This window comes from Streptomyces cadmiisoli, assembly GCF_003261055.1.
Lineage (GTDB): Bacteria > Actinomycetota > Actinomycetes > Streptomycetales > Streptomycetaceae > Streptomyces > Streptomyces cadmiisoli.
The window spans coordinates 2,456,076-2,471,596 of sequence record NZ_CP030073.1; the positions used below are offsets into that span (position 1 = coordinate 2,456,076).

General features: G+C 74.2%; 11 protein-coding genes. 4 read left to right on the plus strand and 7 right to left on the minus strand.

Annotated elements, in window-relative coordinates; genetic code table 11:
- Positions 1-56: 56 nt before the first annotated feature.
- The 5 genes from DN051_RS10255 to DN051_RS10275 all read right to left on the minus strand — a co-directional run bounded on the left by DN051_RS10255 (position 57) and on the right by DN051_RS10275 (position 5,139).
- Positions 57-566 (minus strand): methylated-DNA--[protein]-cysteine S-methyltransferase, encoded by a 510-nt coding sequence (locus DN051_RS10255; RefSeq protein ID WP_053759233.1) that lies wholly within the window; start codon positions 564-566, stop codon positions 57-59.
- Positions 563-1,957: a DNA-3-methyladenine glycosylase 2 family protein gene (locus tag DN051_RS10260; protein WP_107093933.1), complete on the minus strand. Its 1,395-nt coding sequence runs from the start codon at positions 1,955-1,957 to the stop codon at positions 563-565. Before DN051_RS10260 ends, DN051_RS10255 begins: the two co-directional genes overlap by 4 nt.
- 62 nt (positions 1,958-2,019) lie before the next feature.
- Complete coding sequence (gene rsgA, locus DN051_RS10265; RefSeq protein ID WP_112438559.1) at positions 2,020-3,108, minus strand: ribosome small subunit-dependent GTPase A; 1,089 nt, start codon at positions 3,106-3,108, stop codon at positions 2,020-2,022.
- 250 nt (positions 3,109-3,358) lie between these two features.
- Positions 3,359-3,607 carry a cellulose binding domain-containing protein gene (locus DN051_RS10270; protein ID WP_053759230.1) on the minus strand — a complete coding sequence of 83 codons (249 nt, stop codon included), beginning with the start codon at positions 3,605-3,607 and terminating at the stop codon, positions 3,359-3,361.
- Positions 3,608-3,819: 212 nt separating this feature from the next.
- Positions 3,820-5,139 carry a radical SAM protein gene (locus DN051_RS10275; protein WP_053759229.1) on the minus strand — a complete coding sequence of 440 codons (1,320 nt, stop codon included), beginning with the start codon at positions 5,137-5,139 and terminating at the stop codon, positions 3,820-3,822.
- Positions 5,140-5,350: 211 nt separating this feature from the next.
- Here DN051_RS10275 and DN051_RS10280 point away from each other — a divergent pair, with 211 nt between their 5' ends.
- The 3 genes from DN051_RS10280 (at position 5,351) to DN051_RS10290 (ending at position 11,429) form a co-directional block, all read left to right on the plus strand.
- Positions 5,351-6,595: a D-arabinono-1,4-lactone oxidase gene (locus DN051_RS10280; protein ID WP_053759228.1), complete on the plus strand. Its 1,245-nt coding sequence runs from the start codon at positions 5,351-5,353 to the stop codon at positions 6,593-6,595.
- A gap of 234 nt (positions 6,596-6,829) precedes the next feature.
- Positions 6,830-8,080 carry an ROK family transcriptional regulator gene (locus tag DN051_RS10285; RefSeq protein ID WP_112438560.1) on the plus strand — a complete coding sequence of 417 codons (1,251 nt, stop codon included), beginning with the start codon at positions 6,830-6,832 and terminating at the stop codon, positions 8,078-8,080.
- Positions 8,081-8,564: 484 nt separating this feature from the next.
- Complete coding sequence (locus DN051_RS10290; RefSeq protein ID WP_112438561.1) at positions 8,565-11,429, plus strand: glycoside hydrolase family 2 TIM barrel-domain containing protein; 2,865 nt, start codon at positions 8,565-8,567, stop codon at positions 11,427-11,429.
- Between the two features lie 70 nt (positions 11,430-11,499).
- Here DN051_RS10290 and DN051_RS10295 read toward each other — a convergent pair whose 3' ends face one another.
- Together DN051_RS10295 and DN051_RS10300 are read right to left on the minus strand one after the other, a co-directional pair.
- Positions 11,500-12,012, minus strand: a complete 513-nt coding sequence (locus DN051_RS10295) for a hypothetical protein (RefSeq protein ID WP_053759225.1) — start codon at positions 12,010-12,012, stop codon at positions 11,500-11,502.
- Positions 12,009-13,703, minus strand: coding sequence for a PHP domain-containing protein (locus DN051_RS10300; RefSeq protein ID WP_112438562.1), 1,695 nt, complete (start codon positions 13,701-13,703; stop codon positions 12,009-12,011). Before DN051_RS10300 ends, DN051_RS10295 begins: the two co-directional genes overlap by 4 nt.
- A gap of 408 nt (positions 13,704-14,111) precedes the next feature.
- On the opposite strand from DN051_RS10300, the gene DN051_RS10305 reads away from it, so the two are divergent.
- Positions 14,112-15,506 (plus strand): prenyltransferase/squalene oxidase repeat-containing protein, encoded by a 1,395-nt coding sequence (locus DN051_RS10305; RefSeq protein ID WP_112438563.1) that lies wholly within the window; start codon positions 14,112-14,114, stop codon positions 15,504-15,506.
- The last annotated feature ends 15 nt before the right edge of the window (positions 15,507-15,521 follow it).

Consider the following 15,521-nt stretch of genomic DNA (forward strand, 5'->3'; position numbering starts at 1 on the left):
CGTCCGGGCCGACGCGGGCCGGCCACGACGGACGGGCCGGCCCACGACCGCGCGGACTATCGGGCGGCGGGCGCGGGGAGCGGCACGCCCTCCAGCGTGAGCAGCCGCACCTTGCGGTCCAGGCCGCCCGCGTAGCCGGTCAGTGAGCCGTCGGCGCCGATCACCCGGTGGCAGGGGCGGACGATGAGCAGGGGGTTGGCGCCGATCGCGCCGCCGACGGCGCGCACGGCGGCTCGCGGAGCGCCGATCCGGGCCGCGATCTCGCCGTAGGTGGTGGTCGCGCCGTACGGCAGCGCGTCGACGGCGCTCCACACCCGCCGGCGGAACGGGGTGCCGTCGGTGCGCGTCGGCAGGGAGAACGTCTCCAGGTCGCCGGCGAAGTACGCGGCGAGTTGGCCGGCGGCCTCCCGGAACAGGCCGGGGTCGTGCCGCCAGTCGTCCCGGACGCTGCGGCCGCCCTTCTGGCCCGGCACGGACAGGGAGGTCAGCGTGCCGTCCGGGTCGGCGGTCAGCAGCAGTTCGCCGAGCGGGCCGTCGACGGCGGTCCAGTGCGTGGGGGTACTCATCGGTTCTCCAACTCCCCTGCGGCGCGCAGGTGTTGTACGGCGTACGAGCGCCAGGGGCGCCAGCTGTCGGGGACGTCGACGCCGGGCGGCGCCACGTCGGGGTCGCCGAGGGCGCGGGTGCGCACGGCGGCGACGATGGCGGCGTCGAGGCCGGGCAGTGCGAGCAGGGCCGCCTCCGCGTCGTCCCGGTCGGCGCCGGGGTCCAGCCGCACGTCGCCGTCGGCGAGGGCGGCGGCGAGCGCGCCCAGGGTGCCGTCGGGCTCGGCCTGCGCGAGGACGGCCGGTTCGGGGAACAGGTGGGTGAGGCCGCCGCACGGGGCGTCCAGGGCCTTGCCGTACCGGCGGACGAGGTCCTGGGCCGACGCCCGTCCGACCAGTTCGCGCACCGCCAGCTCCTCCGGATCGGCGGCGCCCGGCGAGCGCAGTCCGGGGCGCGCGGCGACCAGGGGGGCGAGGTCCGGGTCGGCGCCGAGCCGCTCGTCCACGGCGTACGGATCGGCGTCGAGGTCGAACAGCCGCCGCAGCCGCTGCACGGCGGTGGTGAGGTCGCGCGGGTCGGTCAGATGCAGCCGCGCGTCGAGCCAGCCGCCCGCGCGCGCCGCGCGCCCCGGGCCGCCCGGCCGCTCGTCGACGGCGGCGATGCCGGTACCGAAGGGGAGGCGGAGGGTACGGCGATAGGTGCGGTCGCCGGGTGGGCCGCTCATCTCCTCGATGCCGGGCACCGCCTGGTGCGCCAGCAGGTCGAAGACGGCGCCCGCGTCATACGGGCCGCGGTGCGCGAGCCGCAGCGGAACGCCGGCGCTCGGCGTGTCCGCCCGCCGCGCCGCTCGGTCGGCGGGGGCCGCCGCGCGCAGTTCGGTCGGCGTCGAGGCGTACACGGCGCGGACGGTGTCGTTGAACTGCCGCACGCTGGCGAACCCGGACGCGAACGCGATCTGTGTGATCGGCAGCCCCGTGGTCTGCAGCAGGATCCGCGCGGTGTGCGCCCGCTGCGCCCGGGCCAGCGCGACCGGTCCGGCGCCGAGCTCGGTGGTGAGCTGGCGCTGCACCTGCCGGGCGCTGTAGCCGAGCCGCGTGGCGAGCCCGGCCACGCCTTCCCGGTCGACCACGCCGTCACCGATCAGCCGCATGGCCCGCCCCACGACGTCGGCCCTCACGTTCCACTCGGCCGACCCCGGCACGGCGTCCGGCCGGCACCGCCGGCAGGCCCGGAAACCCGAGCCCTGCGCGGCGGCGGCCGTGGCGAAGAACCGTACGTTGTGCCGTCTGGGCGTCACGGCGGGGCAGCTCGGCCGGCAGTAGATGCCGGTCGTCTCGACGGCGAAGAAGAACTCACCGTCGAACCGGCCGTCCCTGCTGCGCACGGCCTCGTATCTGCTGTCCTCGTCCATCACGGTGTCCAGTCTCCGCCGTGGCAGGGGGGTGGGCCAGCGGAAATCGGACGTGACGTCGGCTACCTCGTGCGCCCCCTCTTCGCCTCCATCGCCGCCCTGCCCTCGGCGTTCTTGCGCTTCCAGTCCCTGCGGATCTCGGCACGCAGCCGCGCGTCCGTCTTGGCCACGATCCGCTGGTTCTCCCGCAGCAGCTTGCGGTAGCTCTCCAGCCGGCGCACGGGCAGCTCCCCGCTGTCGACGGCGGCGAGCACCGCGCAGCCGGGCTCGGCCTCGTGGGCGCAGTCGTGGAAGCGGCAGCGCCCGGCCAGTTCCTCGATCTCGGAGAACACCTGGCCGACCCCGGTCCCGGCGTCCCACAGGCCCACGCCCCTGAGTCCCGGTGTGTCGATCAGCACACCGCCGGTCGGCAGCAGGAGCAGGTTGCGGGTGGTGGTGGTGTGCCGGCCCTTGCCGTCGACGTCGCGGGCGGCCTGCACGTCCATCACGTCCTCGCCGAGCAGCGCGTTGGCCAGTGTGGACTTGCCTGTGCCGGACTGTCCGAGCAGCACGGACGTGCCGCCGAGGAGCGCCGGCAGGACGTCGAGCCCGTCCCCGTCGAGGGCGCTGACCGACAGCACCGGTACTCCGGGAGCCGCGGTCTCGACGTCCTGGACGAGGTGCGCGAGCGTCGCCGCGTCGGGCACGAGGTCCGCCTTGGTCAGCACGACCACCGGCTGGGCACCGGACTCCCAGGCGAGGGCGAGGAACCGTTCGACCCGGGCGAGGTCGAGTTCCACGGCGAGCGACACGGCGATGATCGCGTGGTCGACGTTGGCCGCGAGGATCTGCCCCTCGGACCGCTTGGAGGAGGTGGAGCGCACGAAGGCGGTACGGCGCGGCAGATACGTCCGTACGTAGCGCGGGTTGCCCCGCGGTTCGACGGCGACCCAGTCGCCGGTGCAGACGACCCGCAGGGGGTCGTTCGGGGTGACGAAGGCGGTGTCGGCCCGCAGCACGCCTTCGGGGGTGACCACGTCGCACTGGCCGCGGTCCACCCGGAGCACGCGTCCGGGCAGCAGCCCCTCCGCATCGTGGGGTGCGAACAGGTCCGCCCAGTCGTCGTCCCAGCCGTAGGGGGAGAGCGACGCGGAAGCGGTGATGGAAGTCAAGGGTGACCCTTCACAAGGGTGGCCCCGGCGGGCGCGCCGGTACGGGCGCGCGAAAGCTGTCGGGTGTCAGCCGGTGGCCACGGAGGTGGATGAGATGGACTTCTGGATGCGGGCAGCGCCCATCGCAGTGACAGCCATCGTTCAACACCTCCTCGACACACGGATCGACAGCACGGCCGGGGTCCGATACCGCGGCCTGTTGCGGGGTAACTCTAACCGGCCCCCGAGGCGGCCCGTCAATCGGTTTTCCTCAGGCTCCGGTGCAGTCCCGGCCGTTCAGTGTGAAGCCGTGGGGCGGTGAGTTCTTGCCGCGCCAGGACGACAGGAAGCCGAAGGAGAGGCTGCCGTCGGCCGGCACCGTCCGGTTGTGGTCGGCCGCGGTGGCGACGACGCGGGCGCCGTGCCGGCTGAGGCGGGCGTCCCACATCCGGCCGATCCGCCGGCCGTCCCGGCAGGACCAGCCGACGCGCCAGTCGTCGAGGGCGTGCTCGGTGGTCACCGTGACGGTGCCCTGGAAACCGTCGGGCCACCGGCCGAGGAGGTCGTAGCGGACTCGGCAGGCGGCCGGTGCGGCATCGGCGCGGCCGGCGCCCGCGTGTCCGTGCGCGGGTCGGCAGGGCCCAGAACGCCGCGCGGCCCCCGACCGCCGGCGCTCCGGTCGCCTTGGGCGAACGGGCGCCGGCCGTCGAGGGCCGCGCCATGTGGTGCGGACTACACCTGCGCCGGCTCCGCGGCGGGGAGGCTGTCCATGAAGGAGCTGACCGAGAAGACGGCGCGGCCGGGGCCGGGCGGGCCGTAGCCGGGGGGCGAGGAGAGGCCGAACTCGTCCATGGTGGCGCGGTAGGCCTCCAGCAGACGGATGTGGTACTCCAGCGGCGCACCCTGCGGGTTGGCCTTGCCGAGCGGGGTGGTCGGCTCGGGACACCAGGTGGTGAAGCGCGGCGTGATGCCCTGCGACATGAAGAAGCGCAGGCCCTCGGTGGTGGACGCGATCGCCTCGTCGACGGTGGTGAAGCCGAACGGCTCGGCCATCTCGACACCCGCGACGAAGTTGGGGATCACGTTGCGCGCGCCGAACACGTCGGCCGAGTCGAGGATGCGCCGGTGCCATTCGTCACGGCCGACGTAGCGCTCCTTGCCCGGGCAGTACAGCTCGAAGAGGCGGCGGTCCCACACCTCGTAGTTGGGGTGGTAGATCTGCACGCCGTAGTCCTTGAACCGCTGCACGTCGTCCTTGGGCAGCGCCTGGGCGACGACCTTGCCGATCCAGCGGCCGGGGAAGCGCTCCTCGATGGCCTTGGCGTAGTGCCCGTAGAAGTCGGCCTCGTCGCGGCCGGCGACCGTCTTGGTGATCGCGCCGCCGGTCAGCGTGTACGCCGTGGACGCCTTCGCGGTGTCGTACCGGTCGATGATCTCCAGGGCTTCCAGGACCTCCTCGACGTCCTTCACCCCGGTGTACGGCCGCCCCGCCGCCTTGTGCTGGCGCCAGTTGTGGTTGATGTCACAGTACTGGCACTCCTCCTTGGCGCCGAAGTACTGGCAGACCCGGAAGACGGTCAGATAGATCAGGTAGCCCCACTGGATGGTCGGGGCGACCTCCATGACGGACTTCCCGTTGGACAGCTTGTGCTTGTAGTACTCCGGCATCGGCGGCACGCCCACGTCGGCGATGCGCGCGCCGTCGAGGTACAGGCCGAGCAGCCCCTCCTCGTCGGCGGCCACGCGGTACGGCGAGGACGGGTTCACCCGCACCGAGACGACGGTGCGGCGCAGGTCGTAGGGGCCGCCGGTGAGGATGATCTCCTCCGGCGGACGGCGCAGCGCGGCCTCGCCCAGCTCCGGCAGGGTGCCGTGGTCGAAGGAGAAGATGAAGTAGGACTTCGGCTTCACCTCCCCGCTCTCGTTGTCGCTGAGGGCGGACGGGTCGAAGGCCACACCTCCGCGGAGCAGGTCCTCCTTGAACACGGCCTCCCGCGGCACGTGCGGGAAGCGCTCCATCAGATCCTCGACGAGCGCGGTGCGGCTGCCCATCCCATGTCTCCTCCCTGGCGCGACGTTCGACTCCTCACGGTATGCCCCCCGCCTCCCGGCGTGTGCAGCCGGGTCCGGTCGGGCGCGGTGTTTCTCCCCCGCGGGCCGCTCCACGCCGGACCCGCGGCGCGCCGACCCCCTGGCGGCGGAGCGGGTCGCGCAGTGATTTGCTGTCCCCGACGCACTCGACGAACAGGGGAGGGGCAGCCGCATGACCGGGACCGTGAAGAACTGGGCGGGCAACATCACGTACTCCGCGAAGGAGGTGCACCGCCCCCGCTCGCTCGACGAGCTGGCCTCGATCGTCGCGGGCAGCGCGCGGGTGCGGGTGCTCGGCAGCGGGCACTCCTTCAACGAGATCGCCGACCCGGGCCCCGGCGGGACACTGGTGTCCCTGGCGGACCTCCCGCCCGCCGTCGAGGTGGACGCGGCGGCCCGCACGGTCCGGGTCTTTGGCGGCGTCCGGTACGCCGAACTGGCCCGCCGGGTGCACGAGCGCGGACTCGCCCTGCCGAACATGGCGTCGCTGCCGCACATCTCGGTGGCCGGCTCGGTGGCCACCGGCACCCACGGCTCGGGGGTCGGCAACGGCCCGCTCGCCGCGGCCGTGCGCGAGGTGGAACTGCTCACCGCGGACGGTACGGCGGTCGTGATCGGCCGGGACGAGGAGCGGTTCGGCGGTGCCGTCACCTCGCTCGGCGCCCTCGGGGTCGTGACCGCCCTCACCCTGGACCTGGAGCCGGCGTTCGACGTCGAGCAGTACGTGTTCACCGAACTCCCCCTGGCCGGGCTGGACTTCGAGGCGGTGATGGGGGCGGCGTACAGCGTCAGCCTCTTCACCGACTGGCGGGAACCGGGCTTCCGGCAGGTGTGGGTCAAGCGGCGCACCGACCGGGCGCTGCCCGGCTTCCCGTGGGCCGAGCCCGCGACACGGGCGCTGCATCCGGTGCCGGGGATGCCCGCGGGCAACTGCACCGAGCAGTTCGGTGTGCCGGGGCCCTGGCACGAGCGGCTGCCGCACTTCCGGGCGGAGTTCACACCGAGCAGCGGCGCGGAGTTGCAGTCCGAGTACCTCATGCCGCGCTCGTCCGCGCCGGCCGCCCTGGCGGCGCTGGACGCGATCCGCGCCGACGTGGCGCCGGTGCTCCAGACGTGCGAGGTGCGGACGGTGGCCGCCGATGCGCAGTGGCTGAGCCCGTCCTACGGGCGGGACACCGTGGCCGTGCACTTCACCTGGGTCGAGGACACGGCGGCGGTGCTGCCGGTGGTGCGGCGGGTGGAGGAGGCGCTGGACGGGTTCGGGGCGCGGCCGCACTGGGGCAAGGTGTTCACGGTGCCCGCGTCCGTGCTGCGCGAGCGCTACCCGCGCCTCGCGGACTTCCGGGCGCTGGCCGGGGAACTGGATCCGGCGGGCAAGTTCCGCAACGCCTTCGTGGACGGCGTCCTCGACGCCTGACCGGCCTGGCCCCTCCCACGGGAGGGACTTCCTTCACCCCCTTTCTTAACTCCTTGTCGGAAGGGCGCGCAGACCATAGCCTTGCGCAGCCGCAGCCGCAGCCGTGAGCGCGGGCGCGGGCGTGAGCGCGGGCGCGGGCGTGAGCGCGGGCGCGGGCGGCGCCGAGGTCGTCCCGGCGGACCGGACCGGCCGGCCGGCCGTTACCGACCGATCGAGAGGGATGAGGCGACACGGGTGAAGCGCACGTCACGTGACATCCGCACGGCGAACCGCTACGAGGTGCTGCGCCAGATCATCGCCGCGTCCCCCACCTCCCGGCAGGAGCTGGCCGCCGCCACCGGGCTGAGCCTCGCGACCGTCGCCACCCTCGTCGGTGAACTGCTCGGCCTCGGGATGATCACCGAGGTCGGGTTCGAGGACTCCGCGGGGGGCCGGCCGCGCGGGCTCGTGGCCGTCAACCCTTCGGGCGGCGCGCTGATCGGTGTCGATATCGCGGAGACGTACGTCCACGTCGAGCTGTTCGACCTCGCGCTGAACGCCGTCGCGCGCGCCGAGGAGGACATGCGTCCCGGGGAGAGCCGCCCGGAGCAGGTGGTCGGGCATGTCGCCGCCGCCGTCGGCGCGGTGATCGCGCAGGCCGGGATCGAGGAGGCCCGGGTCCTCGGCGTCGGTGTGAGCGTGCCGGGGCAGGTGGACCGCGACAACGGTGTCGCGGAGTACGCGCCCAACTTCGACTGGCGCGACGTACCGCTGCTCGACCTGCTCGCCGAGCACCTCGCCCACCCCCTCTACCTGGACAATCCACTGCGCGCGTGCGCGGTGGCCGAGCTGTGGTTCGGGGCGGCCCGGGGACGCGGCGACGCCGTCGTGGTCAACCTGGGGACGGGTGTGGGCGCCGGGCTGGTGCTCGGCGGCGGACTGCACCGCGGTGTCAGCAACAGCGCCGGCGAGTGGGGGCACACCACCCTCGTACTGGACGGCCGGCTGTGCCACTGCGGCAACCGCGGCTGTGTGGAGACGTACGTCGGCGCGCCCGGCATCATGCGGCGTCTGCGGGAGCTGAGCCCCGGCAGCGCCCTGCTGCACCCCGGCGACCAGACCGCGACCGTCGGCGCCCTGGCCCGCGCGGTCGCCGCGCACGACCCGGTCGCCGTCGAGGTGGTCCGGGACACCGCCCGCTATCTCGCGGCCGGCATCGCCGACCTGATCAATCTGCTCAACCCCGAGGTGATCGTGCTCAGCAGCTGGGTCGCGGCCACCCTCGGCGAGCCGCTGCTGGCCGAGGTGCGCGAGGCCGTGGCCCGGCACGCGCTGCGCCGGCCGCTGGCCGCCACCGAGATCGTCCTCTCCCCGATCGCCGGGGACCCGGTCTCCCTCGGCGCGGCGACGTTCGCGCTGGAGGGCGCGCTCGGGTCGCCGCGGCGCGGGGCGGGGTCCGCTCGACGCCCGGTCCCCGCCGGAAGCCGTGGCGCCGCGCCGTCCTGACGGCCCCCACGTTCAGGTTCTCGAACATCGCGCAACGACCCGAGCCGACTTTGTAAGACCCCTTGCCGAAGTCTTGGCCGAAGGCCTAGCGTCCCGTCCGACCCCGTGAGCCCGGCCGAGCCGCGCGCCGCGCCGTCCCGCGACGTGTCACCCGGCGCGGAGGCGTCCGCGTCACCGCCGCACCAGAGACAGGGACTTCGACATGTCGGCTTCGAGGGACGGCACCGGGGGCCGCCGCTCCGTGGCGGGCCGCCGTGCGCCGTGCCGCCGGCGGGCGCACGGCCCGCGGCGGTCACCCTCGTGCCCGGCTTCGCGCCCGTGAGGTCACTCGGACGGGTGGCCGCCTTGCGCGGACCGGTCACTGCGGAGCCGGTCGGCGGTTTCACCCGCTCCCCGTTCCGGCAGTACTTCTTCGCGCATCGTCGTGCCCGGCCCGCCGGCCGCGCTCTCCTCGTACACGACCAAGGGCCCAGCTAGGAGACCGATGTCCTTCCGCACCACCACCGCCGTCGACTACGTCGAGGACGTGGCGCCCGGCCGCGGGGCCCTGCCCCCGCGGGCCTGGTACGCGTCCTCCGACGCGATCTCCCACTCCCTCAACGGCACCTGGCGCTTCCGTCTCTCCCCGACCGCCGACGCCGAGGACGACTCCTTCGCCGAGCCCGGCCACGAGGCCGCGGGCTGGGCCGAGGTCACCGTTCCCGGCCACTGGGTCCTCCAGGGCCACGGCTCACCCGCCTACACCAACCACCTCTACCCCTTCCCGGTGGACCCGCCGCATGTCCCCACCGGCAATCCCACCGGCGACCACCTGCGGCACTTCGACCTCCCGGCCGGCTGGCCGGCCGGCGGCGAGGCCGTCGTGCGGTTCGACGGCGTCGAGTCCTGCGCCCGGGTCTGGCTGAACGGCACCGAGCTGGGCGAGTTCAAGGGTTCCCGCCTGCCGCACGAGTTCGCCGTCGGGCACCTGCTGAAACCGGCCGGCAACGTGCTCGCGGTCCGGGTCCACCAGTGGTCGTCGGGCTCCTACCTGGAGGACCAGGACCAGTGGTGGCTGCCGGGCATCTTCCGCGATGTCACCCTGCTGCACCGCCCGGCGGACAGCGTGCGCGACTTCTTCGTGCACGCGTCCTACGACCACGTCTCGGGCGAGGGCACCCTGCGCGTCGACTCCGACGTCGCCGGCCGGGTGACCGTGCCCGAGCTGGACATCGACGTCGCCACCGGTGAGCCGGTGACGGTCGCCGTGGAGCCGTGGACGGCGGAGACGCCGCGGCTGTACGACGGGGTCCTGGCCACCGGCGGCGAGCGGGTGCCGCTGCGCGTCGGGTTCCGGACCGTCGCCCTGGAGGACGGTCTGATCAAGGTCAACGGGACGCCGGTCCTGTTCCGGGGCGTCAACCGGCACGAGTGGCACCCGGAGCGGGGCCGCGCACTCGACCCGGAGACGATGCGCGAGGACGTGCTGCTGATGAAGCGGCACAACCTCAACGCCGTCCGCACCTCGCACTACCCGCCGCACCCCGCCTTCCTCGACCTGTGCGACGAGTACGGCCTGTGGGTCGTCGACGAGTGCGACCTGGAGACCCACGGCTTCGTGGAGCAGGGCTGGCGCGACAACCCCGTCGACGACGACCGCTGGACCCCGGCCCTGCTCGACCGTGCCGCCCGCATGGTCGAACGCGACAAGAACCACCCCAGCGTGATCATCTGGTCCCTCGGGAACGAGGCCGGCACCGGACGCGGTCTGACCGCCATGGCCGAGTGGATCCACGGCCGCGACGGCGCACGGCTCGTGCACTACGAGGGCGACATCGGCTGCCGCGACACCGACGTGTACTCGCGCATGTACGCCTTCCACGACGAGGTGGAGCGGATCGGCCGCGGTCTCGACGGGGGCACGCGCAAGCGCCGTGAACTGCCGTTCATCCTGTGCGAGTACGGCCACGCCATGGGCAACGGCCCCGGCGGTCTCGCCGACTACCAGCGACTCTTCGAGGCCCACGACCGCCTCCAGGGCGGCTTCGTCTGGGAGTGGATCGACCACGGCATCAAGCACCCGCGGCTGGGCTTCGCCTACGGCGGCGACTTCGGTGAGGAACTGCACGACGGCAACTTCGTCTGCGACGGGCTCGTCTTCCCGGACCGCAGGCCGTCGCCGGGCCTGATCGAGTACAAGAAGGTCGTCGAACCGGTCCGGATCGAGGGCGACGGCCCGGCCGGCACCGTACGCGTCACGAACGCCCACGACTTCGCCGACCTGTCCACGCTCGCCTTCGAGTGGTCGTACCAGGTGGACGGGGAGACCGTCGGCACGGGCCCGCTGTCGGTACCGCCGCTCATGCCCGGGGAGTCGGCCGACGTGAAGCTGCCCGAGCCGCCCGAGGACCGGCGGGGCCGCGGGGAAACCCGGTGGACGGTGCGGGCGGTGCTCGCGCGGGACACCGGGTGGGCCGAACGCGGTCACGAGGTGGCGTGGGCACAACTGCCCGTCACCGAACGGGTGCTGCCGACGCCGGGCGCCGCGCTGCGTCCGACGGTGGACGCGGGACTCGTCCGGCTCGGCCCCGCCGCGTTCGACGCGCGCACCGGGGCCCTGCGGTCCATCGGCGGCATCGACGTCACCGCCCCGCGGCTGGACGTCTGGCGCGCGCCCACCGACAACGACAACGGCGCGCCGTGGCAGTCCGACGTGCGCTACGGCCTGCTCTGGCGCAAGCTCGGCCTGCACCGGACGCAGCACCGGCTGGACGGCGTGGAGGCGGGCGACGAGGCGCTGACGGTACGGACCCGGGTGGCGCCGGCCGCCTCGGACCTGGCGCTGCGGACGGTGTACCGCTGGACGGCCGACGGAACCCGGGTGCGGCTGACCGTCTCGGTGACCCCGGAGGGCGACTGGAAGGTCCCGCTGCCCAGGCTGGGGATCAGGTTCGGGCTGCCGTCCGCCGACCGGGTGACGTGGTTCGGCGGCGGTCCCGGGGAGGCCTACCCCGACACCGGGTCGGCCTCGCGAGTGGGGCGCTGGCACTCCCGTGTCGACGACCTCCAGACACCGTACGTCCGCCCGCAGGAGAACGGTGCCCGCGCCGACGTCCGCTGGGCGGAACTCGGCGGTCTGCGCGTCGAGGGCGACCCGGAGTTCTGGTTCACCGCCCGGCGCTGGACGTCCGAGCAGCTGGACGCCGCGGACCACCTCACCGACCTGATTCCGGGCGGGACGGTGTGGGTCAACCTGGACCACGGGCAGATGGGCATCGGGTCCCAGTCCTGCGGCCCCGGTGTGCTCCCCCGGTACCGACTGCGCGCACGGCCCGCCACGTTCTCCTTCGTCTTCTCGGAGACCGGCTGAGCCACGGTGCCGGGTCGGGGGCGGGCACGCCCCGGACCCGGCACGCTCCAGGCCTGATCGGCCGTCGTGGTCAGTGGTCGGCGCAGCAGGGGGTGGGGTCCGGGACCTCGAACGGGCACAGGGTGCCGCCCACCGCGGGCATGACGGCGAGGACCAGCTCGCCGTCCTGCCACTGCGGCCGTACGTGGTCCCGGGTCAGCACCGCCGTGCCCGGGGCGGGCGGCTCCCCGGCGCCGAGCACCGTCACCCGGTCGATGGCGCTGCGGGACAGCAGTTCCGCGACCGTCAGGGTGCCGGTGAGCGCGTCGGAACCGGGGTAGAGCACCGCCCGGCCGGCGTCGTCCGGGACGCCGGCCGCCACCTCGTACCCCTGGGCCGCAAGCCACGCGCGCGCCGCGCCGTGCACCGCCGGCGAGTCGACCGCGACGGACAGCACCACCCGCGGCCGGTCGTCCCGCACCAGGTGGGTGCAGCCGAACGCGCCCTCGGGCAGCGCGAGTTCGGCTGCCAGCCTCAGCAGCAGGTGGTCGGCCGCGCGCAGGTCCCGCAGACCGGGGTCGACGGTGAGGGTGTGCGGGGTCACGAGGGCAGGACCCACACCGGGTTGGAGTAGAACCACAGGTCGCGCCACGGGTCGGCGTCGCCGACGACGTCCAGGACCGGGCCCGCCGGGTCCACGGCCGCGCCCATCGGGCCGACGCCGTTGCGGTTGCCGTCGGTGCCGCGCAGCCGGACGTAGACCGGGCGGTCGACCCGGCCGAGGTCGTAGGTCAGCCGGACCGTGCCCGTCGACTTGCCGACCTCGTACGACTTGACGACCCTGGCGGTCGGCGCGGTGAAGGTGTCCTTGTCGGCGACCGCGCCGGTCACGTCGCCCTGGATGACGTCGACCCGGGCCACGGTGGGGGTGAAACCGGCCCAGTTGGGGCCGCCCGCCAGAGCCACCTCCGCCGTCAGCGTGACCCGGGTGCCCTTGCGCACGTGCAGGGCGCCGCCCAGGGTCGCCCAGCGGTTGCCGCCGGAGACCCGGACGTCGAGGCCGCTGAGCAGCTGGCCGTGGTCGACCCAGATGCGGCCGGCGCGGATGCCGTCCATGACGGCGGCGTAGGAGAAGCCGTCGGAGCCGACGTGGGTGCGGCTGTAGTAGCCGGGCCAGTAGTCGCCCTGCGTGATGTCGATCGAGCCGCCGTAGACCGGGTCGTCGTAGCGGCCGTTGGCGTCGAAGTCGCCGCCGCCGCGCGCGGCGGTGTCGGCGTAGACCTGGTGGGAGTCGGAGTTGGCGGTGATCCACCAGGGCTTGCCCTCGGCGATGAGGCTGTCCCACAGGCCGCCGACGGTGGCGGTCATCCAGTCGAAGCCGCCCCAGGTGCGGTAGCTCTCCAGCGGGTAGCCGGCGAAGGAGTCGGCGCTCGGGTTGTTGTCGTAGATGCCGCGGGCCCGGCCGGGGCCGAGCGGGGCGGGCAGACCGGCGGCCTGGTGGCCCGGCGCGCCCTCGAAGCCGACGGCGATCTGGTGGCTCACGGGCGTCGCGTCGCGCCAGGCGCGGATCTCGTGCGGGGAGTCGACTCCGCGCCGCGCCGGGTGGTTGGCCAGCATCAGCGCGTCCTTGACCTTGCGCCGCTCGACCTGGTCGGAGAGGAAGGCGAGGCCGGCGACGGCGAGGGCCTCGTTGGCGGGCGAGTTGCCGCCGGCGCCCTTCACGCTGCCGTCGTAGTCGGTCTCGAACTGCTTGAGGACGGAGACCTCGTTCTGACCGGGGTGCACGAAGACCGTGCCGTGCTCGGCGGCCGGGATGTTCCACTCCAGGCCCTGGAAGACGAGGGTGTCCTCGTGGGCGGCGCGGGCCCGCTGGATGTCGGGGTTGACCTTCTCCACCCCGATCCGGGCGTGCGTGGCGCTGCCGTGGTCGGTGATGACCAGCCAGTCCATGCCGTACCGGGCGCCCTGGCGGACCTGGTCGACCACGCGGTACTTGCCGTCGCTGCTGTACTGGGTGTGGATGTGGTGGTCGCCCGCGAGCCACAGGAAGCCCTTCGAGCGGCTCCTGCCGGCGGAGGCGTGGGCCGGGACCTGCGGGGCGAGGACGCTCGCCGCGGCGAGGCCGGCGCCGAGCAGACCGGCGCGGCGCAGCAGGGAGCGGCGCGACTGCTGCTCCGGGGTCAGCGCCTCGTCGGGCACCGACGTGTCGAAGGCGGCGGGCAGCGCCCCGTGGTCGTGCCCGTGATCGTGGTCGTGTCCGTGGTGGTGATGCCCGTGTCCGTGACTGTGCCCCATGATGCGCCTCCTCGATACCGCCGCTGCCTTCCGTGGCGGTTGTTCGCCGCGGCGCCCGTGCGCCGCCTGAGGAGAATCGACGCAAAACATGAACGTTGAACGACCCATCGGTGAGCGCCGGGCGACCCGCACACGGCCGCTCGCCCCAGCGCTCCCCGACCCTCACCGGCACTCAACCGGCCTGTTGCGACAGGGGAGTTGAAGCGCACTCCAGACAATTTCGTACGTGCCGCACGGGCCCGTCACCGGGCCGGACGCGCCGGACGAGGCCGCCGGGAGACGGCCGCGGGTCGCCGGCGAGCACCGCTCCCCGTCCGCGCCCCAGGTGTCCCGCTGACCACTTAGACTGGAAGCTTCGCGGAGGTCACGGGCCGTCCACGGGCCGTTCCGGGGGGAGGAGAGCGCGCCATGTCCCAACAGCAGCTCGGGCGCCGCTCCTTGAACCCCGCCGGAGGGGACCCGGTGCCGTCCGGCGCGGGGTCGCCGCCCGCCCGGTTCGTCGGCCGGCTCGGCAGCGTCGGCTGTCTGGCCGCCGGTTACGCCGTGTTCCAGTTCCTGTTCCAGACGCTGCCGGACTCCCTCGGGGGCGAGACCGCCAAGTACCTGGTCTCCGGGGTGAGCGGGCTCGGCACCGGCGTGGCCGCCTGGCTGGCGGCGGCACTGCTGCGGGCCCGTGGCGCGGCCGCCGCCGGCTCAGCAGCCCCCGCCGCCGAGCCGGCGCCCGCGCCCGGACCGCTCCCCCAGGTCCTCACCGCCGCGTACGACACACTCGCCGGCCAGGTCTCGGTGGTCGACGACCCGGCGCGCGGTCGTCTCACCGGCTGGGCGCACTCGCTGGGCGAGAGCGCGCCCTCCCTGCCGACGCCGGTCGGCACGGCGTACGGACTGCACTGCGTGCTCGAACTCGGCGCGCCCGACGGGCGGCTGAGCACCGGCGAGCTGGTGGACACGCTGTGGCGGCTGCGGCTGCCGGGCGGCGGCTGGTCCGCCCGGTCGCAGGGCTCGGAGGCCCGCCCCGAGGTCACCGCGCTCGTACTGGGCGCGCTGGCCCGCGCGGGCGTGTCCGGCGACCGGCTGGCGCAGGAGGTCGCGCGGTGCACCGGCGCCTTCACGCGCGGCGCGGACCCCGCGGGGCGCGCCTCGACGCATGTCGTCACGACGGTGCTGCGCGGCCTGCTGCGCGCGGCACCGCACGCCGACGTGCTGCCCGAGCTCCGCGAGGCACTGGTCGACGGCGCCCTCAGCGACGATCAGCGGGAGCACCTGCGCTGCTGGGGCTACCGCCTCGACCCGCCGCACGGACCGGCGTCCTCGCTGCACACCGCGCAGGCCGTCGTCGCGCTGGACCGGGCCGCCCGAGTGCTGGGCGAGACCGCCGGGGCCCGCGCCGCCCGGGAGGACGGCGTGCGCTGGCTGCTGGCCTGCGCCGAACGCCACCACCACGCCTGCCGGGACCTGGAGAACCTGCGCGAGGAGGTGCGCCGTCCCCGCACCGACGACCCGGCACGCCACGAGGTCCTGAACGTCCGGCACTTCACGGCCGCCTGGGTGGTGCGCGCCCTGCTGTCGCCGGGTGCGCGGGAGGTCGCCCGCCGGGACGGGCTGGACGCCGTCCGGCGGGAGAGGCTGGACGGCGCGGTCGCCGCGGTGTGGGCCGCGCAGTCGGAGGGCATCTGGCTGTGGGGCCGCAGCGACAGCACCGACCTGCGGCAACCGATGTGGATGACCTATCAGGGCCTGTCCGCGCTGCGGGCCCATGCCGTATGGATGTATCAGCCGGATCGACCGGCCCCGCTGCAGTGACGGGGAGTGGGAGGG

Bases quoted from the DNA above. Each gene is read 5' to 3' on its own strand.
- DN051_RS10290 (WP_112438561.1), top strand. From the start codon at position 8,565: ATGTCCTTCCGCACCACCACCGCCGTCGACTACGTCGAGGACGTGGCG.
- DN051_RS10305 (WP_112438563.1), top strand. From the start codon at position 14,112: ATGTCCCAACAGCAGCTCGGGCGCCGCTCCTTGAACCCCGCCGGAGGG.
- DN051_RS10300 (WP_112438562.1), bottom strand. From the start codon at position 13,703: ATGGGGCACAGTCACGGACACGGGCATCACCACCACGGACACGACCAC.
- DN051_RS10255 (WP_053759233.1), bottom strand. From the start codon at position 566: ATGAGTACCCCCACGCACTGGACCGCCGTCGACGGCCCGCTCGGCGAA.
- DN051_RS10275 (WP_053759229.1), bottom strand. From the start codon at position 5,139: ATGGGCAGCCGCACCGCGCTCGTCGAGGATCTGATGGAGCGCTTCCCG.
- DN051_RS10280 (WP_053759228.1), top strand. From the start codon at position 5,351: ATGACCGGGACCGTGAAGAACTGGGCGGGCAACATCACGTACTCCGCG.
- DN051_RS10260 (WP_107093933.1), bottom strand. From the start codon at position 1,957: ATGGACGAGGACAGCAGATACGAGGCCGTGCGCAGCAGGGACGGCCGG.